This is a genomic window from Bartonella kosoyi (assembly GCF_003606325.2).
GTDB classification, from domain to species: Bacteria; Pseudomonadota; Alphaproteobacteria; order Rhizobiales; family Rhizobiaceae; genus Bartonella; species Bartonella kosoyi.
In genome coordinates this window covers 1,823,959-1,840,511 of sequence record NZ_CP031843.2, presented here as the reverse complement: position 1 = coordinate 1,840,511, position 16,553 = coordinate 1,823,959, and the positions used below count along the sequence as shown (strand labels likewise).

10 protein-coding genes are annotated in these 16,553 nt (G+C 36.2%); 4 read left to right on the top strand and 6 right to left on the bottom strand.

Annotated elements, in window-relative coordinates:
- Positions 1-7: 7 nt before the first annotated feature.
- Entirely contained in the window at positions 8-844 is an 837-nt protein-coding gene (locus D1093_RS08045; protein ID WP_120102389.1) for a DUF1460 domain-containing protein, read from the bottom strand.
- Between the two features lie 646 nt (positions 845-1,490).
- Here D1093_RS08045 and D1093_RS08040 point away from each other — a divergent pair.
- Positions 1,491-2,711, top strand: coding sequence for an MFS transporter (locus tag D1093_RS08040; RefSeq protein ID WP_167309089.1), 1,221 nt, complete (start codon positions 1,491-1,493; stop codon positions 2,709-2,711).
- Positions 2,712-2,965: 254 nt separating this feature from the next.
- Here D1093_RS08040 and carA read toward each other — a convergent pair whose 3' ends face one another.
- The gene (gene carA / locus D1093_RS08035) at positions 2,966-4,162 is read right to left on the bottom strand and encodes a glutamine-hydrolyzing carbamoyl-phosphate synthase small subunit (RefSeq protein WP_120101854.1); all 1,197 of its coding nucleotides are present in this window, start codon (positions 4,160-4,162) and stop codon (positions 2,966-2,968) included.
- 259 nt (positions 4,163-4,421) lie between these two features.
- On the opposite strand from carA, the gene D1093_RS08030 reads away from it, so the two are divergent.
- Positions 4,422-4,874: a GatB/YqeY domain-containing protein gene (locus D1093_RS08030; RefSeq protein WP_120101852.1), complete on the top strand. Its 453-nt coding sequence runs from the start codon at positions 4,422-4,424 to the stop codon at positions 4,872-4,874.
- Between the two features lie 677 nt (positions 4,875-5,551).
- On the opposite strand, the gene ubiC is transcribed toward D1093_RS08030, so the two are convergent.
- The 4 genes from ubiC to D1093_RS08010 form a co-directional block, all read right to left on the bottom strand.
- Positions 5,552-6,061 (bottom strand): chorismate lyase, encoded by a 510-nt coding sequence (gene ubiC, locus D1093_RS08025; protein ID WP_120101850.1) that lies wholly within the window; start codon positions 6,059-6,061, stop codon positions 5,552-5,554.
- 1,200 nt (positions 6,062-7,261) lie between these two features.
- Complete coding sequence (locus tag D1093_RS08020) at positions 7,262-7,513, bottom strand: GlsB/YeaQ/YmgE family stress response membrane protein (protein WP_120101848.1); 252 nt, start codon at positions 7,511-7,513, stop codon at positions 7,262-7,264.
- A 1,227-nt stretch (positions 7,514-8,740) separates the two neighbouring features.
- Positions 8,741-10,432, bottom strand: coding sequence for a Na/Pi cotransporter family protein (locus D1093_RS08015; RefSeq protein WP_120101846.1), 1,692 nt, complete (start codon positions 10,430-10,432; stop codon positions 8,741-8,743).
- Between the two features lie 70 nt (positions 10,433-10,502).
- The gene (locus D1093_RS08010) at positions 10,503-11,720 is read right to left on the bottom strand and encodes a mechanosensitive ion channel family protein (protein WP_120101844.1); all 1,218 of its coding nucleotides are present in this window, start codon (positions 11,718-11,720) and stop codon (positions 10,503-10,505) included.
- Positions 11,721-11,855: 135 nt separating this feature from the next.
- On the opposite strand from D1093_RS08010, the gene dnaG reads away from it, so the two are divergent.
- Positions 11,856-13,793, top strand: coding sequence for a DNA primase (gene dnaG, locus D1093_RS08005; protein ID WP_120101842.1), 1,938 nt, complete (start codon positions 11,856-11,858; stop codon positions 13,791-13,793).
- A gap of 384 nt (positions 13,794-14,177) precedes the next feature.
- Positions 14,178-16,193, top strand: coding sequence for an RNA polymerase sigma factor RpoD (gene rpoD, locus D1093_RS08000; protein WP_120101840.1), 2,016 nt, complete (start codon positions 14,178-14,180; stop codon positions 16,191-16,193).
- Positions 16,194-16,553 lie beyond the last annotated feature (360 nt).

Sequence of the window (16,553 nt, the reverse complement as noted above, 5' to 3'; positions counted from 1 at the left end):
GATGTTATTAAAGAGCCCTTAAAACAATGATTCCTGGTGTTTTTGCAACATAATCCATAAAAGGGGAATCAACGACTTTTTCATTTGCTTTTCGTGAAGAGGCATTGCGTAACATTGGTCCTTTATCGGTCATGATAAAGAAACCTACGTGTGTCACATCCAATCCAGCAAGTTTTGTATAAATACCAATGAAATCCCCTGATCTTAAACGGCTTATAACCTCTTCATTAATAAAGTTACTTGGAATATACGTTATTGTGCGCTTCACAACTGGAAGTCCAAGAAGGTAGTTTCCACCATCAGATTTTTTATTGAGATATTTTTCTATGCTGACTGCATGAGGACTTATTTCAGCAGTAATATCAGTGGCGAGCTTATATTCTCTATACGCCCAGTCTGTAAAAAAATGTTTTCGATTTAAAAAATGAATATTACCCTTAATGTAACGCGTTTTTATGACGTTATTAATGAATTCTTTTGGGGATGTTGATTTGCGCAATGCTTCAACATAATCTAGATACGTGAAACAATCTAAGCCTCTAAAATCAATAATGAGTTTTTCTGGTATCTTTTCTGAGCCCTGTAACATATTTGCTTTGTAAGGTGTCTCTAAAAAAGCTTTAGAAAAAAAATCAATCAAGGCTCCCTTTTCGGGGTCATTTATTTCTGAACGTTTTTTGAGAAGAGCATTTAATTTATTTAAAGTGTAGGGATCTAGCTCTATGTTAGTTGTTTGTTGGTTTTCTCTTTTATTTTCTAAAATACCCTTTTGTGAATCGGAATTTTGAACATCACATCCTGTCACGAATATTAAAGTGAGAATTAACAGGGATATTTTTCGCATTTTATACACTATTTTTAAATTCACAGCCATGACCAACTCTCACTAAAAGGGGTATTGCCTCATGTTTATTTGTTAGATCATTATTGGATTGAATAATAGCATATAATCATTGATGGCCTCAATAATTATGATCCGTTTTTACAGTGTTAAGCTATTCTGATGATACTTCTTTAATCTTATCGTATATTCTGAGGATGAGAAAAATTTTTAAGAGCTTATCTTTTGTAATGTTTTAATGATTATAGGCTCTCTGATCTATTCAATAAAATTACGATTTTTGAGAGGTGTGGTATGAGTGGAGGGAATAATGATTGATAAAGTCAATTATAATTTCTTGAAAACTATATAATTTCTCTAAAATTATTAGGATTTTCTATATCTTCGGAGACCTTATTCATGATTTTATCTCATGAATATTTGTTCTTTTAATGTAAAAAAAATATACTTCATACCTATATAATTATATACCAAGTAAAAAATAATTTTATATTTTTATCTTGACTCTTTTTAAAATTTTTACTTTGTTATTATTTTTCATGTGAAATTTATACGGTATAGAGTACTTAAAAAAGAAGATGGTAAAAGAAAGCGGGGGTGTAACTGTACGTGTAAAATGAGTAACTGAGTGTAAAATAGTATGTATGTTATGCAAGACCACATGCTCAATCCGAAATTTGTTCGGCGTGGGCTCATTTTAGTGTTCATCACTTTATTGTTAGATATTCTTGGCATTGCAATTATTTGTCCCATTTTGCCTGAATATTTTTCTCAGTTAACTGGAAAAGATGTCAGTACATCTTTTGTAGAAAGAGGGAAATTACTTGCAGCTTATTCAGTGATGCAGTTTTTGTTTGCTCCTGTTATTGGCAATCTTTCTGATCGTTATGGTCGTCGTCCTGTTTTACTTGTTTCTATTATCTGCTTTGCTCTTGATAATCTGATATGTGCTATAGCATGGTGCTATTCTATGTTATTTATCGGACGTCTTTTATCAGGAGTAAGTGGTGCTAGTTTTGCAACGTGTACAGCTTATCTTGCTGATATATCCGATGAAAAAAACCGTACACGCAATTTTGGTCTACTAGGGGTTGCTTCCGCATTAGGGTTTATTTTGGGGTCATTTATTGGTGGTTTTTTAGGTCAGTTTGGTCCGCGTATTCCGTTTTATTTTGCTGCTTGTTTTTCACTCATTAATTTTATTTTTGCTTGGATTATGCTTCCTGAGACTCTTTCTTTATGGAAGCGGCGCTTTTTTGATATTAAGCGGGCAAATCCTTTAGGTGCTTTTTGGCAATTGAAGCAATATCCGATGGTTCTTTGGGTATTGTTAGTCTTTTTTCTTTATTGGTTTGCGGAATCTGTATGGCTAAGCATTTGGGCGTTCATTGCAAAAGAACGCTATGAGTGGAGTTCGTTTTCCATAGGAATATCCTATAGCGTTTTTGGGATAGGACAATTTATTGTTGTCGCTCTTATTTTGCCTTATTTTTCTAAACGATGGAGCGATTGGCGTATTACGATAGTGGGGCTTTTGTTTGCATCCATTGCTATGCTAGGCTATACCTTCGCAACAAAGGGGTGGATGGTTTATATGGTCTGTGTATGTACAATGCTTGAATATCTTGTTCATGCACCTATTCGTGCTATTGCTTCAGCGCAGGTGCCGACAAATGTACAAGGAGAACTACAAGGAGCCATGACATCTGTTGTTTCATTGAGTTTAATATTTGGTTCTGTTTTTTATGTGTTTCTCTTTGAATGTTTTACAGATAAAAATGCACTGTTTTATTTTTCTGGTGCTCCCTTTGTTGGGGGCTTTTTGCTTCTTATCGTTGCAACGGTCATTTTTACTTTGCGCGTACGTTAATTTGTTGAAGGGGGGTGGTAAAAATATTTTGCGAGAGAATGCTCAAAAAATTACATTTAATAAGCGAAAATTTTTTGTGATATGGTTGTGCATCGTAAAACTTTATGTTTTTTGCTTATTTCCATTTAGTGTTCAGGGAGCAGCCTGTTGAAAAAACGCATCAGTGTTAGAGGCATCAGTGTTGTACAAACAATTTCAGTTTTTTATACTCAAATGGGAAGTAAAATGCTGCGTATATTTATTTGCATCTTATTTTAAGATATTTTTTTATAATTCATAATGAGATCAGAAAAATGCTGAAAGAGGTAGTGACTATCTTGTGGTCCCGGAGAAGCTTCGGGGTGATATTGAACAGAAAAAACGGGCTTTCCAATGATTCGAATACCACAGTTAGAGCCATCAAAGAGAGAGATATGGGTTTCTTGAACATGTTTTGGTAAGGTAGCAGCATCGACAGCAAAGCCGTGATTCATCGATACAATTTCAACTTTTCCACTATTAAGGTCTTTAACGGGGTGGTTTGCACCATGATGTCCTTGGTGCATCTTTACGGTTTTTGCGCCAAGTGTCAGAGCAAGAAGTTGATGACCAAGACATATTCCAAAAATTGGTAAATGATGATCAATCAATGTGTTGATTGTTGGAATGGCATATTGAGCTGTTGCTGCGGGATCACCTGGACCATTAGAAAGAAAAACACCATCAGGATTTATTGCCAGAATTTCTTTTGCACTTGTATGGGCGGGCACAACAGTAATGCGTGCTTTTTGTGTTGCCATAAGGCGAAGAATATTGCGTTTAATACCATAGTCAATGGCAACGATATGAAGATTGTGCACATTGTTTGTGCCATATCCTTTATTCCAACGCCATGGTTCTTCATCCCATTGCATTGACGATTGAGATGTCACTTCTTTCGTAAGATCAAGATTGACGAGACCATGCCATTTTTGTGCACGTTCTTTTAAAGAAAGAATATCAAAATTTCCATCAGGATCATGCGCAATGACAGCATTTTGCGCACCCTTTTCACGAATAAGAATTGTGAGTGCGCGTGTATCAATACCACAAAGTGCAATAATTTTACGGGCTTTAAGCCATTGATGAAGGTTTTCATTGGCACGATAGTTTGAAGGATGTGTAATATCTGCCTTGAAAATAGCGCCAACAGCACCGTGGTCGTTGAGAGGCGTGAGAGCTTCGATATCTTCACTATTTGCCCCTACATTTCCTATATGAGGAAATGTAAAATTAACGATTTGTTGTGTGTATGATGGGTCTGTGAGGATTTCTTCATAGCCTGTGATGGCGGTATTAAAACATACTTCAGCTTCAGCAATACCTGTCGCACCGGCTCCTTTACCTTCAATGACAGTTCCATCAGCAAGAACTAAGAGGGCTGTAGGTTTGCTAGCACTCCAAGGGCTGCTCGATGAAATTGTTTGTATCATAGTGTGTATCCACAATTTATTTTCTGAAAGGTATAATGATTAACTTTACACAAAAATCATAGCTCTAACAGATGCTGTATCTATTATTCTCATGATGTTTTTCCTAAAGCAGAAAGTATAAGGATATTCCATGAAGAGGTAAAGTCTTGTTTTTATCTTTTCTAAGATCGAGTTCTCGATTATTTTTTTATCCTTCATTGCAAGATGGATAAAGATTGGTTAAAAGGCATTTTCCGTTTGAACAAAATTGGATAAATTTATGGTGCGTGACCAGATTGATGGGGCTCTTAAGGCTGCTTTGAAAGCGCAAGATAGTACGCGTCTTGCTACACTTCGTTTAATGAATGCTGCGGTTAGAGATCGTGATATTCTTTATTATGATGAAGGGAAGCTAGAAGTCGATGATCAGCAGATACAGTCTGTTTTTACGAAAATGCTTCAACAGCGTGAAGCGTTAATGCGTGTCTATAAAGAGTCTGGTTGCTTGGAGTTAGCAGAGAAAGAACAAGCTGAAATAGAAGTTATTCGTGAATTTCTTCCCTATCAGCTTAAAGAGATGGAAGTAGAACAGGTTATTTGTGAGGCTTTGGCACAAACGAAAGCTAAAAAATTACGTGATATCGGTAAGGTGATGGCGTGGCTTAAGGAACGCTACGCAGGGCAAATGAATTTTTCTAAAGTGTGCAATAGTCTTCGTAAAAAATTGCAATAGATCTTATCCATTCAAAGGAATTGGAAATTTTTTTATTGTACGAGGGCTTTGTCCGTAAGCTGAATATTTGCTTAATGATATTTATCTTGTACATAAAGCTCTTATCAAAAAAATGATTCTTTGAAATGAACAAACCTGTTTTTTGAGGTTTATGGAGTAATAAAATATTTCTTCTACCTTATATTTTGTTGTTCTTCAAAGCTGTTACATCATTAGAAAAAAGATTATAGGAATTTTTACTTTTAAAAGGATTTATTATTTTCACTGTTAGAGATAAAAAATAGGATGATGAGAAAAAGCTAACTCATAAAAATTTCAAACTTTTTGTAGGCGTGTATTGTCGTCTTTTTTGATGATTCAAAGCGTTTCTTTGATAGAAAATTGCTGTTATTTTCCAAGAGTGGTGATTATTTGGCAAGAAGTTTAAATGCAGATGGTTTTATCAATATGATGCGTATCTGCTTAATTCAAGCGCTGGTTTTCATGATTGTGATAAGGAAAGCAGAACTTTAAAACGCTTTTTTATGGGGCGTATTTTAAAAGCTGGGATAAAGAGATATTTCGAAAAGAAGCCTTTGTTTGTAATTTGTTTTGAGACGATTTTGAATTTTTTTGCTCTGATAGCCCTTTTAAGCTATGCAAAATCCATACATTATGCAGAATAAAATGAATATCCTCTATTTATTATGGGTATACAGGGGTGAATCGGTTAAAAACAGTTCAGTGAGCAACAATGGCTTACCCGTTAACCGCAAACGGGAACGCCGTGCCCATAGCGTATCTTGTTGGCCAATATGAATGTAATCGCGGGTTAGTTTGTCACTGTTAAATAAATAGTGTCCTAAGGGGGTCGTTCCTAAATGCATCAAGGCTTGATTGTGGTGGAGGGTTTCTTGTGGAATGACAGTGCGTCCGAGGAGCCAAGGCTTATTATCGCCCATTAAGATGACTTCACGTAGCCAATAACGTGCACTTTTGGGGAGATGTTCTGCTTCTTCCTTTAATTTATCGCGTGTAATAAAACATTCGCGTTGTTGTTGAACTTGAAAGTAGGAACAATATTTTTTTAATCGAAGCGTCATTGAGCCCGATTCCATGAGCCAATCCCGAATGTTTTCTGGTATGGGAGGATTTTGATCAAAGAGCCACTTTAGAGGTGGTAAGATGGAATCTTCAAGATCAGACATCGTTTTACTCCACATCTAAAATCCTATTCCATATGTTGAGTGAGTTAAAGAGATGACTCTATTGTAATACAGGCATATAAAAGCAGCAAGATTTTAACAGGAAAATATCAAAGGGAAAATCGAAAACAAAGATCTTTAAAAGAAGATAGATGGAAATAGGTTATAGCGTTATTTTCATTAAAAGAGAAAAATTAATCTATTATGCTTTATCTAAAGAGCTTTCCCATAATGCGTTATAGAATCTTCTTGATAGTGCGAGGGGAATGGGTGGGGTATTTCCAGCTTTAAACTTTGTTTGTAACGCATACGAAAAAGGAATGAAGAATTCATCTATGTCAGATGGTATAAAGAAGAAATTTTGAGGGAAGTAAAATCCTTGTATTATAGTTTAGAAAGAGAGATACTCAAACTTTTTGAATTGAGATGAAAAAGTGATCGTATTTTCTATAAGATAGACTTGTATAGGATACATTTTTGGTAAAATAGCTTATAGTATTTCTTTCATATAATACTTAACTTATTATAATAAAACTATCTTATATTAACAGTATTCATATATAATTATAAAATATAATAATAGTTATTAATATTTTTTGTTAAAAAATAAATTTAAAGTAAGATATTATCATTTAATATATTTATATTAAATACTTTAGAAAAATTTAATTTATAAAAAATAAAAATTGACTATATTAAATTTATATTTTTTATTTTGTATGCTATAAAATATTTTTATTATTTTGCACCTACTTCTTATCTTTTAAGAATACAAAAGAATTCTTCGGTTTTTTTCAGTAAAATGGGCTTATTGATAAAGTGTATAGCATTAAGTGTTACGCGGTAGGATCTTTAATCATCATGATTGGTTTTGTAACCTTGTATATTGCTATGATAGTGCAATGAGTTGGGTTTGTGCGTTCGCTCCAAAATACGGTACAAAAATAAATTCGTATTTCATCAAAATAACGTGCATACCCCTCCTGCTCTGTATAGGTTTATATCGATCCGGAAGGGGGGATTATAGAAGTCTTTATTCTTTTTCGTTAATATGTCTGATGGTGCATGCTGTGTATACCGGAAATCGTAGCTCAAGCATCCCACCACCATACCCCAAATGGTATCAATGCATTATGGGGAAATATTTTAAAATATTCCAGTTGTTTTATTGAACACCAAAAGGTGTTTGAATCAATAAATGCCCTATGATCGAATTTTTCGTCCTATCCATATAAGAATACAGGCTCCTATAAAACCTGAAATAAGATAGCCAAGCCAACCAGCAAAACTTACGCCTAAAAGACTAAAAATGAAGCTCGCTAACACAGCGCCAATAATCCCTAAGATAATATTTAACAATATCCCTGTTTTGCTTTTCATAATATACTGTGCAGCCCAACCTGCAACCGCTCCGATAATGATAGCTGCAATCCAACCGATGTTTGCATTTTCCATGATACTCTCCTTTGCCTGCATTTAGATTGTAACTAGAGTAAACTTTGTAAAGATCAAGGTTTATTCCCTTTTTACCCAGTGGAAAGGATATTTTTGTTAGAGATTTTACTTATTAATTTCCTGTATATTAAAATAATATTGATATTTATATCAGTATAATATCTAATTATTATAAATATATATAACAAATTTTAATTTATAAAGAAATTATTTAATTTAAAATATGATTTAAAAATAAAATATTTATAAAAATATTTTAAGAATAAATAAAGTTTATTTATCATTTTTTAAAACTATTGTTTTCTCAAAATTTTTGAAAAAATAATTCACATTAAAACAATAAGATAAATGGATATTTAAAGATTTGGCACTTGCCAATTGATATCAACATTGTTTGAAATGAGATTAAAACTGTTTTGTTAATGCGTTATAAAATGCTGTATAAATTCAATCTCTACAAATATTGATATAAATGTTTATGGACATAAACGTTGCAATTAGGAGGCATTTTGCATTCCTTATCGGATATTTCTTTATTTTGCTACTCCTGTGAAGTGGTCGCTTTTTTACGAGGTGAATTTAGGCTGGAACGATCATTCTTTTTGCCATCTCCTTATAGAGACCTCTCCCAAACCCTATTTTATGATAATGTCTGTGAAGAGGGGAAAATTCATTAAGCATCCCCATCTTTGGGCTTCATAAAAGAGCAAGTCGATAGCATTACACACTTACTTCGAATGTTGCGACAGTTCTTGGTTTTTAAGATAGTTCATAAGAGGTGTTTTAAGTCTTTTTTTTATCATCTTATTCCATGCGGAATTATCCACATTTTAATGTGTAAGTGAATGGTTTTGATTGATTTAACAAGGAATGGCTTTGGAATGAGAGAATCTTACAGTATCTTGGGGGCTCATTCAATATAAATGAGTAAATTATCATTATAAATCAATCTATTGCTTTATATGAAATACAGTTTTTGCTTTAAGAGGGCGAGACATTCTTTGTTCAAGAGCTTTATTCTACATGGGGTATGGGGCAAATCGCTTAAGTGCAAGCAAATAATTGTGAGAAATTCATTATGAATAGATTAAAAATGAGAGAAATTTACACGATTGAAGAGAGTCTATTTAAAACGTCTAAAATATTTTATTAAATCAATATGTTAAGCAAGATATTTAAAAGTTCAAAATTGAATAATCGATGGGATGCGTTTCTTGTTTGGAAAGTTTAAGATTTTTCTGTTTGTTCTTCAGCAGGGTTGCGTAGGCGTGAACTTTGAAGAAGACCTTGTTCTTCTAAGATAGGGTAGATCATTGAGGTCAACAGAGAGTTAATTTGTTTGAGGTCGCGGACAGTATCAAGATGAAGACTGGACGATTCTACATTTTTGAGATCTCCTTCACGTAAGCGTTTAAAATGTTTTAAACTCATCTCTTTTTCTAAGTTTCGTAGTTGATCTTTTTTTTGCACCAATAGATGGGCCGTGTGGGTGTCACGGGAGACGAGAACATTAAATGCGATATGCGCGTTGGCCAGTACAATGGCATGGAAACGAAGGAGATCATCCCAGCCTTCGTTGCTGAACTTTAGATTTTTTTGTTGTTTCTTTTTAACCAGCATCAGCATATTGTGAATAATGATATCGCCTGCTTGGTCTAATTTTATACAGGCACCTAGAAGTTCTTGTGTTTGAAGAGCTTCTTCATCCGATAATTTTTGTCCCGCTAATCGTGCAAGATAAAGTTTGATGGCGATATGTTTTTTGTCCAATATGGTGTTTAGTTGATTGAGTTCAGAAATAATATGGGGATCTGGCTTTTCATAAAGTCCCATAATTTTTTCTAGCATGATGTCGACAAGATCACAAATATGAATAACTTCACGCATGACATTCGAGAGCGCTAGAGCTGGGCGTTCAAGAACGCTATCATCAAGAGCTGTTTGATCCGATAAATTAAGCGTTTTATCGGTTTGCATTTTTTTTGTACTCATATGAACGATTTGAGTGGTCAATTTCAAAACCCATTTTGAAAGTGGTATTCCAGCGAGGAGAATGAAAACATTAAAAATGATATGGGCGTTGATCACTTGAGTAGGGGCGTTGTTGCCAAGCCATGTGATGGGTGGTTGAAAAGACAGAAATAAGATCAGCACAAGGATTGAACCAGCTCCACGCATGAGTAAATTCCCCAAGGGAACAAGGCGGGTATTGGGAGAAGCATTGCGTGTTAAAAGCGGTGCTATAAGAGAAGAGCCAAAGTTGACACCAAGAACCATGACAACGCAAAGTTGTGTATGGATAAGGTCGTAGTTGGCAAAATTAACCAGCAAAATGATTCCTGCAATAGATGAATGCAAGAGATAGGTTAAAGCCGCAGCTAACAAAAAAGTTGAAACAGGATCGGTGGAAAGGTAACGAATGATGCTCGGCAAAATTTCGCTATCCCGCAAAGGTTCTGTCGCTGTACTGATCATTTGTAAAGATAAAATTAAAAGACCAATACCGATGACAATACGTCCTATTTGGCGCCACTCACGTTTTTGTGTTGTCATGAAGATACAAGTACCAATTAAAAGGCAAAGGGGTACAACAAGTGTGAGATCGTAGGTGAGAATTTTAACAACGAGTGCTGATCCTAACTCTCCTCCACGTACAGCCATAAGTCCTGCTACTCCAGAGACAAAACCAGATTCAACGAAGGAACCAACGAGAAGCGTTATGGCTGTAGAGCTCTGTAAAACCATCGCTGTAAAAAGTCCAAAGCTTACAGCAAACAATGGTTTTGAAATGACGTGGCGCATGTTATATTTAAGTCTGTCACCATAGGCGCGTTCAATTCCTGTGCGCACCATACGTGTGGACCAGAGAAGTAAAGAAACTGCACCAGCAAGATGGAGGAGTACCAATGAGCCATTCATGATACTTTTTCTTTCTCTTTTGTTTATGAATAGGGTTAACTCAAAATTGATAACTTGAAGTTTATTCTTTTTACTTTGCTTTTGCTTTTAATACTTGATTAAAATCAGAACCGCTAGGATTTTGAAAAACCTTTAAACCAAAAAAGGGAAGAATGGAATAAAGGTGATCAAAAATATCTCCTTGAATTTGTTCGTAGTCTAGCCAAACGGTGGTATTCGTAAAGCAATAGATTTCTAAGGGTAAACCATTTTCTGTAGGGGGTAATTGTCGGGCCATAAAGGTCATATTGGGGTTGATGTTGAGATGCTGTTGTAGATAAGCAAAAACATAAGCGCGAAAAGTTCCAATGTTAGTTAAACGGCGCGTATTGGCTACAACATCGTGATTTTTATCTAATTGTGCATTCCATTGATCGATTTCTGCTATTTTTTGCGTGAAATAATTTTCTAATAAATTAAATCGGGAAAGATATTTTTGTTCTTCTTCTGTGAGAAAATGGATACTTGATTGATCAATAAAAAGAGAGCGTTTGATGCGTCTGCCCCCTGATTCTTGCATTCCACGCCAATTTTTAAAAGGGTCGGTTACAAGCTTACGGATCGGTACTGAGGTGATGGTGTTGTCAAAATTTTGAACTTTAACAGTATGAAGGGCAATTTCAATTACATCACCATCAGCACCAAGATTGGGAATTTCAATCCAATCACCAACACGAACCATATCCGTGGATGAAATTTGAATACCGGCAACAAGAGAAAGAAGTGTATCTTGAAAAATTAACATGAGAACTGCGGCCATCGCACCAAGACCGGAGAAAAGAATAAGAGGGGAACGGTCAATTAAGGTGGCGACCATTAAAACGGCTGCAATAGCAAAAAGTGCAATTTTAGCAATTTGAATATACCCTTTTATTGGTTTTAGTCGTGCTGTTGGTCGTTGTTCGTAAAGAATGTTAATGATATTGAGACAGGCAGAAATTGTCAGAACAACAAAAAAGATAATGAAGGCGTTGGCAACATTATTGATGACAGTGCTGAATGCATCGGGCAATGTTGGTATAAAATTAACACCGACTGAAAGAATAAAAGCTGAAATGATATTGGCTAGGTATTGAATAGCATTTTGAATATCGGTTGTTGTATTCTTGGGGAGGAGAGAAGAAAGTTTTTTTGCTCCGTGGATGAGTAATTTTCGTCCTATAAAGTTGATTAAAAGGGCAAATATAGTAAGAATAACAAGCCAAGAAATAGCTTCTAACCACGGATATTGAACAATAAACTCGATCACTTTTTTACTCTCCATTTCTAAAATTATAGGCAGTTGAGAGATTAAAATTTTACAACTTCTTAAGAGGAAGTCTTGGAATTATGCTCTAAAGTCGTTAAATATGCAAAAAAGAATTTTTAAACTCTGTGAGAGATAATGCGTTTCCCGCCTGATTTTCTTAATGAACTACGCAGCAGACTTCCAATTTCAACAGTGATTGGTCAACGGGTGGACTTTGATCCTCGAAAAAGTAAGCCTTCACGGGGAGATTTTTGGTGTTGTTGTCCATTTCATGGTGAAAAAACGCCCAGTTTTCATTGTGATGATCATAAAGGGCGTTATTATTGTTTTGGTTGTGGGGTCAACGGTGATATTTTTACCTTCCTGTGCGAGCTTGATGGATTGCATTTTTCAGAAAGTGTCGAGCGTTTGGCTGATTTTGCAGGAATGAAACTCCCTGTTTTGGATCCACAAAGTCATCAACGTCAAATGGAAAAAGCTGACCTTTATGACGTAATGAAAATTGCGACAGATTTTTTTCAGTATCATTTACGCGATCAAGAAGGGGCGCAGGCACGTCGTTATCTGGAGGAACGTGGTGTTACGCAAAAGCTTATAGAGCGTTTTCGAATTGGTTTTGCACCGGTAAGGCGTACAGCTTTGAAAGACGCTTTAAGGGCGCGGGGTATCTCAATAAAGCAAATGGAAGAATGTGGACTTCTTACAGCGCATGAGGAGAGAGCGGATTCTTATGACCGATTTAGAAATCGCATTATGTTTCCTATCGAAGATTTGCGCGGTCGTGTGGTGGCCTTTGGAGGGCGTGCGTTAGAGAAAGAGACACGCGCAAAATATCTTAACAGTCCTGAAACAGTGCTCTTTCATAAAGGCAATATACTTTACAATGCGGCATCGGCGCGCAAAAATAGTCGCTTTGTTGGCGATGAAAAAATTCATTCACTTCTGGTTGTTGAGGGGTATATGGATGTCATTGCATTGACTAAAGCCGGTTTTGAAGGAGTCGTAGCACCCTTAGGGACTGCATTAACGGAAGCGCAAATTGAGCTTTTATGGCAGATGGGAAAGGAGCCTATTTTGTGTTTTGATGGTGATGATGCTGGTTTAAAGGCTGCCTTTCGCGTTGCTGATCGGGTATTGCCTCTTTTAAAGGTTGGGGTTTGTATCCGCTTTGTTTTGTTGCCACAAGGAAAAGATCCTGATGAAATTGTTGGTGCTGGTGGTGCGCCCCTTTTTTCTTCTTTTTTGCAAAAAGCCATTCCTTTGATTGAGCTTTTATGGTGGCGGGCTACCTATGGAAAGAATTTTGAAACGCCAGAGACACGTGCGGCGCTTGAAAAACAACTCAAACAGCAAATTTTTACGATTAAGGATGAAGATGTCCGTCGTTATTATTTGCAAGATATAAAACAACGCCTTTTTGAGTTTTTTCGTCCCTCTTTTTCAAAAAAGAAAGGGGGAGGACGCTATGAACAGACTTTACCCAATAGGGTCTTTAAAGGTCAATCCTTTTCTCTGTTAGAAAATTCTGAAATAGTGCGAAATTCTTCGCAGGCTATTCCTTTACGTGAAGCTGTGATTTTACTCACTTTAGCTTACTATCCTGAGTTGTGGCATGAAAATTTTGAAATTCTCTCTGAGTTAGAATTAAAAAATACACAATTGATGTATTTTCACCAAACGATGTTGGAAATTCTCGGGGATCAGTCGCTTCATGATAAAGAAACGATGGTTGCGTTCTTAGAAAAAAGAGGGCAAAAAGCTTTATTAGAGCGTATGAAACATCTTGTGCAGAATATTGGTATGCGTATTATCTTTGCTGGAGCTCCTATAGAAGATGCACGTGCTATATTAAAACAAGCTATCTACTTGCATCTTCAGGAACACCACCTACATAAGAGGTTACAGGATATTGAAGAGCAACTTGTAGAAAATCCTAAGAGTGAGGTTTTTGATCTGCTTCGGGAGATAAAAAGTGAACTGGAGCAGATGCAGGCAACAGAAGCGTTAATTGAAGGGTTTGGAAGTTGGTTGGATGAAAAAATAGACGGGAACATACAAGATACGATAAAATGATTCGCTTTTTTAATGCGAATCAGTCACTTAAACTTTAGATGAGGAAGTGTATGTGGAATAACATTTTCATAAAGATGACAATTAAATTTTAGAATAAATTTTAGGAAAAGCGGGAAATTGGTTCTTACGATAGGGTACAGAGATTATCTCAGAAGGACTGAGAGGTGTCGGGGAAACTTCTGGAGTTTTCCCGCGTTTTTGTCTGGATGGCAAGTTTATCTGGATATTAAGGCGTGTACAAAATGTATTCTTTCCAATAGTAATCTCTTAAAAGGAAGTATATATGAGAAACTGTTGGTCGATTTAAGTGAGAACAAAAAAAGCTGGTCACATGAAGACTATGGTTACATGGAAGCTACGAAGTGATCGAGTGGAGTTTATGGTATGGCAACAAAGGTTAAACAGAAAGATAATGCGGAAGTAACAAGCCAAGCGAGTTTGGATGGTCCTCTTCTTGATTTTTCTGATGATGCCATCAAGAAAATGATTAAACTTGCCAAAAAAAATGGTTACGTAACGATGGATGAACTCAATGCCGTTCTTCCTTCCGATGAGGTTACGTCCGAACAAATTGAAGATATCTTGGCGATGTTTTCTGAGATGGGGATTAATGTTGTCGATGATGAGGATGAAGTTGAGTCTGAAAATTATGAAGATGAAGTTACGGTAGAGGGAGGGGACTTAGTAGAAGCCTCTAGCCACGCACTTGCAACGACAACAAATAAGCGCGAAGTAACAGATCGTACAGATGATCCGGTGCGTATGTATTTACGTGAAATGGGAGCTGTTGAACTTCTTTCACGGGAGGGTGAAATTGCCATTGCCAAGCGTATTGAAGCAGGGCGTGAGACAATGATTGCCGGACTTTGTGAGAGTCCTTTGACTTTTCAGGCCCTGATTATCTGGCGTGATGAGTTAAAAGAACAGCGCATTCTTCTTCGTGAAATTATTGATCTTGAAACGACTTATGCTGGTCCAGAAGCAAAGCAGGCTCCTGTTATTGAGCGAAGTGAAGTTGATAAGATAAAAGAAGAAAAGATGTCTTCTGCTATACGTAATATGGGGGAAAATGTAGGAGAAAGAAGCATTGAAGAAGATGATGAAGAGGACGATGATGATGTTAACTTATCTCTTGCAGCAATGGAAAATGAGCTTTGTCCTCAAGTTATGGAAACATTGGATTTTATTGCTCAGACCTATGTAAAATTACGCAAATTACAAGATCAGCATGTTGAAAGCAGTTTGGCAGAGCGTAAAGAAGGGGCTCTTACAGCTTCTCAAAAGAAAAAATATATTCAACTAAAGGGTGAGTTGATTCAAGCTGTGAAATCTCTCTCTTTGAACCAAAATCGTATCGAAGCTTTGGTTGAACAGCTTTATGACATCAATAAGAGACTTATTCATAATGAAGGTAAGCTAAAACGAATCGCTAACACCTATGGTATTGGCCATGAAGATTTTTTAAGAGAATACCAAGGGCGTGAATTGGATGCAGATTGGATAAATTATATTGCCACTTTGCCTACGCCGGGTTGGAAAGAATTTTCATTGCGTGAGGCAAAAGAAATTCAAAAACTACGGAGTGAAATACAAAATCTTGCGCAAGAAACGGCTATTTCAATTGGTGAATTTCGCCGGATTGTTATGCAGGTGCAGAAAGGTGAACGCGAATCAACCATTGCAAAAAAAGAGATGGTCGAATCTAATTTACGTCTTGTCATTTCAATTGCAAAAAAATATACGAATCGTGGTTTGCAGTTTCTTGACCTTATTCAAGAGGGCAATATCGGTTTGATGAAGGCTGTGGATAAGTTTGAATATCGGCGCGGCTATAAGTTTTCAACTTATGCAACATGGTGGATTCGTCAGGCCATTACGCGTTCGATTGCGGATCAGGCACGTACTATTCGTATCCCTGTTCATATGATTGAAACAATTAATAAAATCGTTCGTACCTCACGTCAGATTCTTCATGAAATTGGACGAGAGCCAACACCAGAAGAATTATCGAGTAAGCTTTCTATGCCGTTAGAAAAAGTGCGAAAGGTTCTTAAAATTGCAAAAGAACCTATTTCACTGGAGACACCTGTTGGTGATGAAGATGATTCCCATTTAGGTGATTTTATTGAGGATAGGAATGCATTACTCCCTATTGATGCTGCTATCCAAGCGAACTTACGCGATACGACAACACGCGTTCTTGCTTCATTAACACCACGGGAAGAACGTGTTTTGCGGATGCGTTTTGGGATAGGGATGAATACAGATCACACTTTGGAAGAGGTGGGACAACAGTTCTCAGTGACAAGAGAACGTATTCGTCAGATTGAAGCAAAGGCACTTCGTAAATTGAAGCATCCTAGCCGCTCAAGAAAATTACGCAGTTTTCTTGATTCTTAAATAAAGAAATTGATGCATTTTAATTATTCCCCCTTTTTTCATAGAGGGGAAGGTTTGTTACTGTGTACTTGGGTACTTTTTTGAGAAAAATATGGGAAGATTTCGAATAATCTAGAAGTTTACGGTCTTTGACGTTGTTCGTAGCTTTGAGACTTTGTGCTTCTCTGTCTCAAAAGAACAGATATAGGGCAAAGAGTGGTTATGGAACAGAGAGGTGAGGGAGGCTCTATCTAAAAATGAATGATAAAATACTCTTTTCCCTAGAGCGGTTTGTTTTTTTAAAAGATGGAATATCTCAAGAATAAACTATAGTGCAGTATCCTGTTTTTTTGATGAAAAAGGTGTATTTTTTGCAAAATT

Coding starts and splice junctions, on each gene's coding strand:
- rpoD (WP_120101840.1), top strand. CDS start 14,178: ATGGCAACAAAGGTTAAACAGAAAGATAATGCGGAAGTAACAAGCCAA.
- D1093_RS08030 (WP_120101852.1), top strand. CDS start 4,422: ATGGTGCGTGACCAGATTGATGGGGCTCTTAAGGCTGCTTTGAAAGCG.
- D1093_RS08040 (WP_167309089.1), top strand. CDS start 1,491: ATGCAAGACCACATGCTCAATCCGAAATTTGTTCGGCGTGGGCTCATT.
- D1093_RS08020 (WP_120101848.1), bottom strand. CDS start 7,513: ATGGAAAATGCAAACATCGGTTGGATTGCAGCTATCATTATCGGAGCG.
- ubiC (WP_120101850.1), bottom strand. CDS start 6,061: ATGTCTGATCTTGAAGATTCCATCTTACCACCTCTAAAGTGGCTCTTT.
- carA (WP_120101854.1), bottom strand. CDS start 4,162: ATGATACAAACAATTTCATCGAGCAGCCCTTGGAGTGCTAGCAAACCT.
- dnaG (WP_120101842.1), top strand. CDS start 11,856: ATGCGTTTCCCGCCTGATTTTCTTAATGAACTACGCAGCAGACTTCCA.
- D1093_RS08015 (WP_120101846.1), bottom strand. CDS start 10,432: ATGAATGGCTCATTGGTACTCCTCCATCTTGCTGGTGCAGTTTCTTTA.
- D1093_RS08045 (WP_120102389.1), bottom strand. CDS start 844: ATGCGAAAAATATCCCTGTTAATTCTCACTTTAATATTCGTGACAGGA.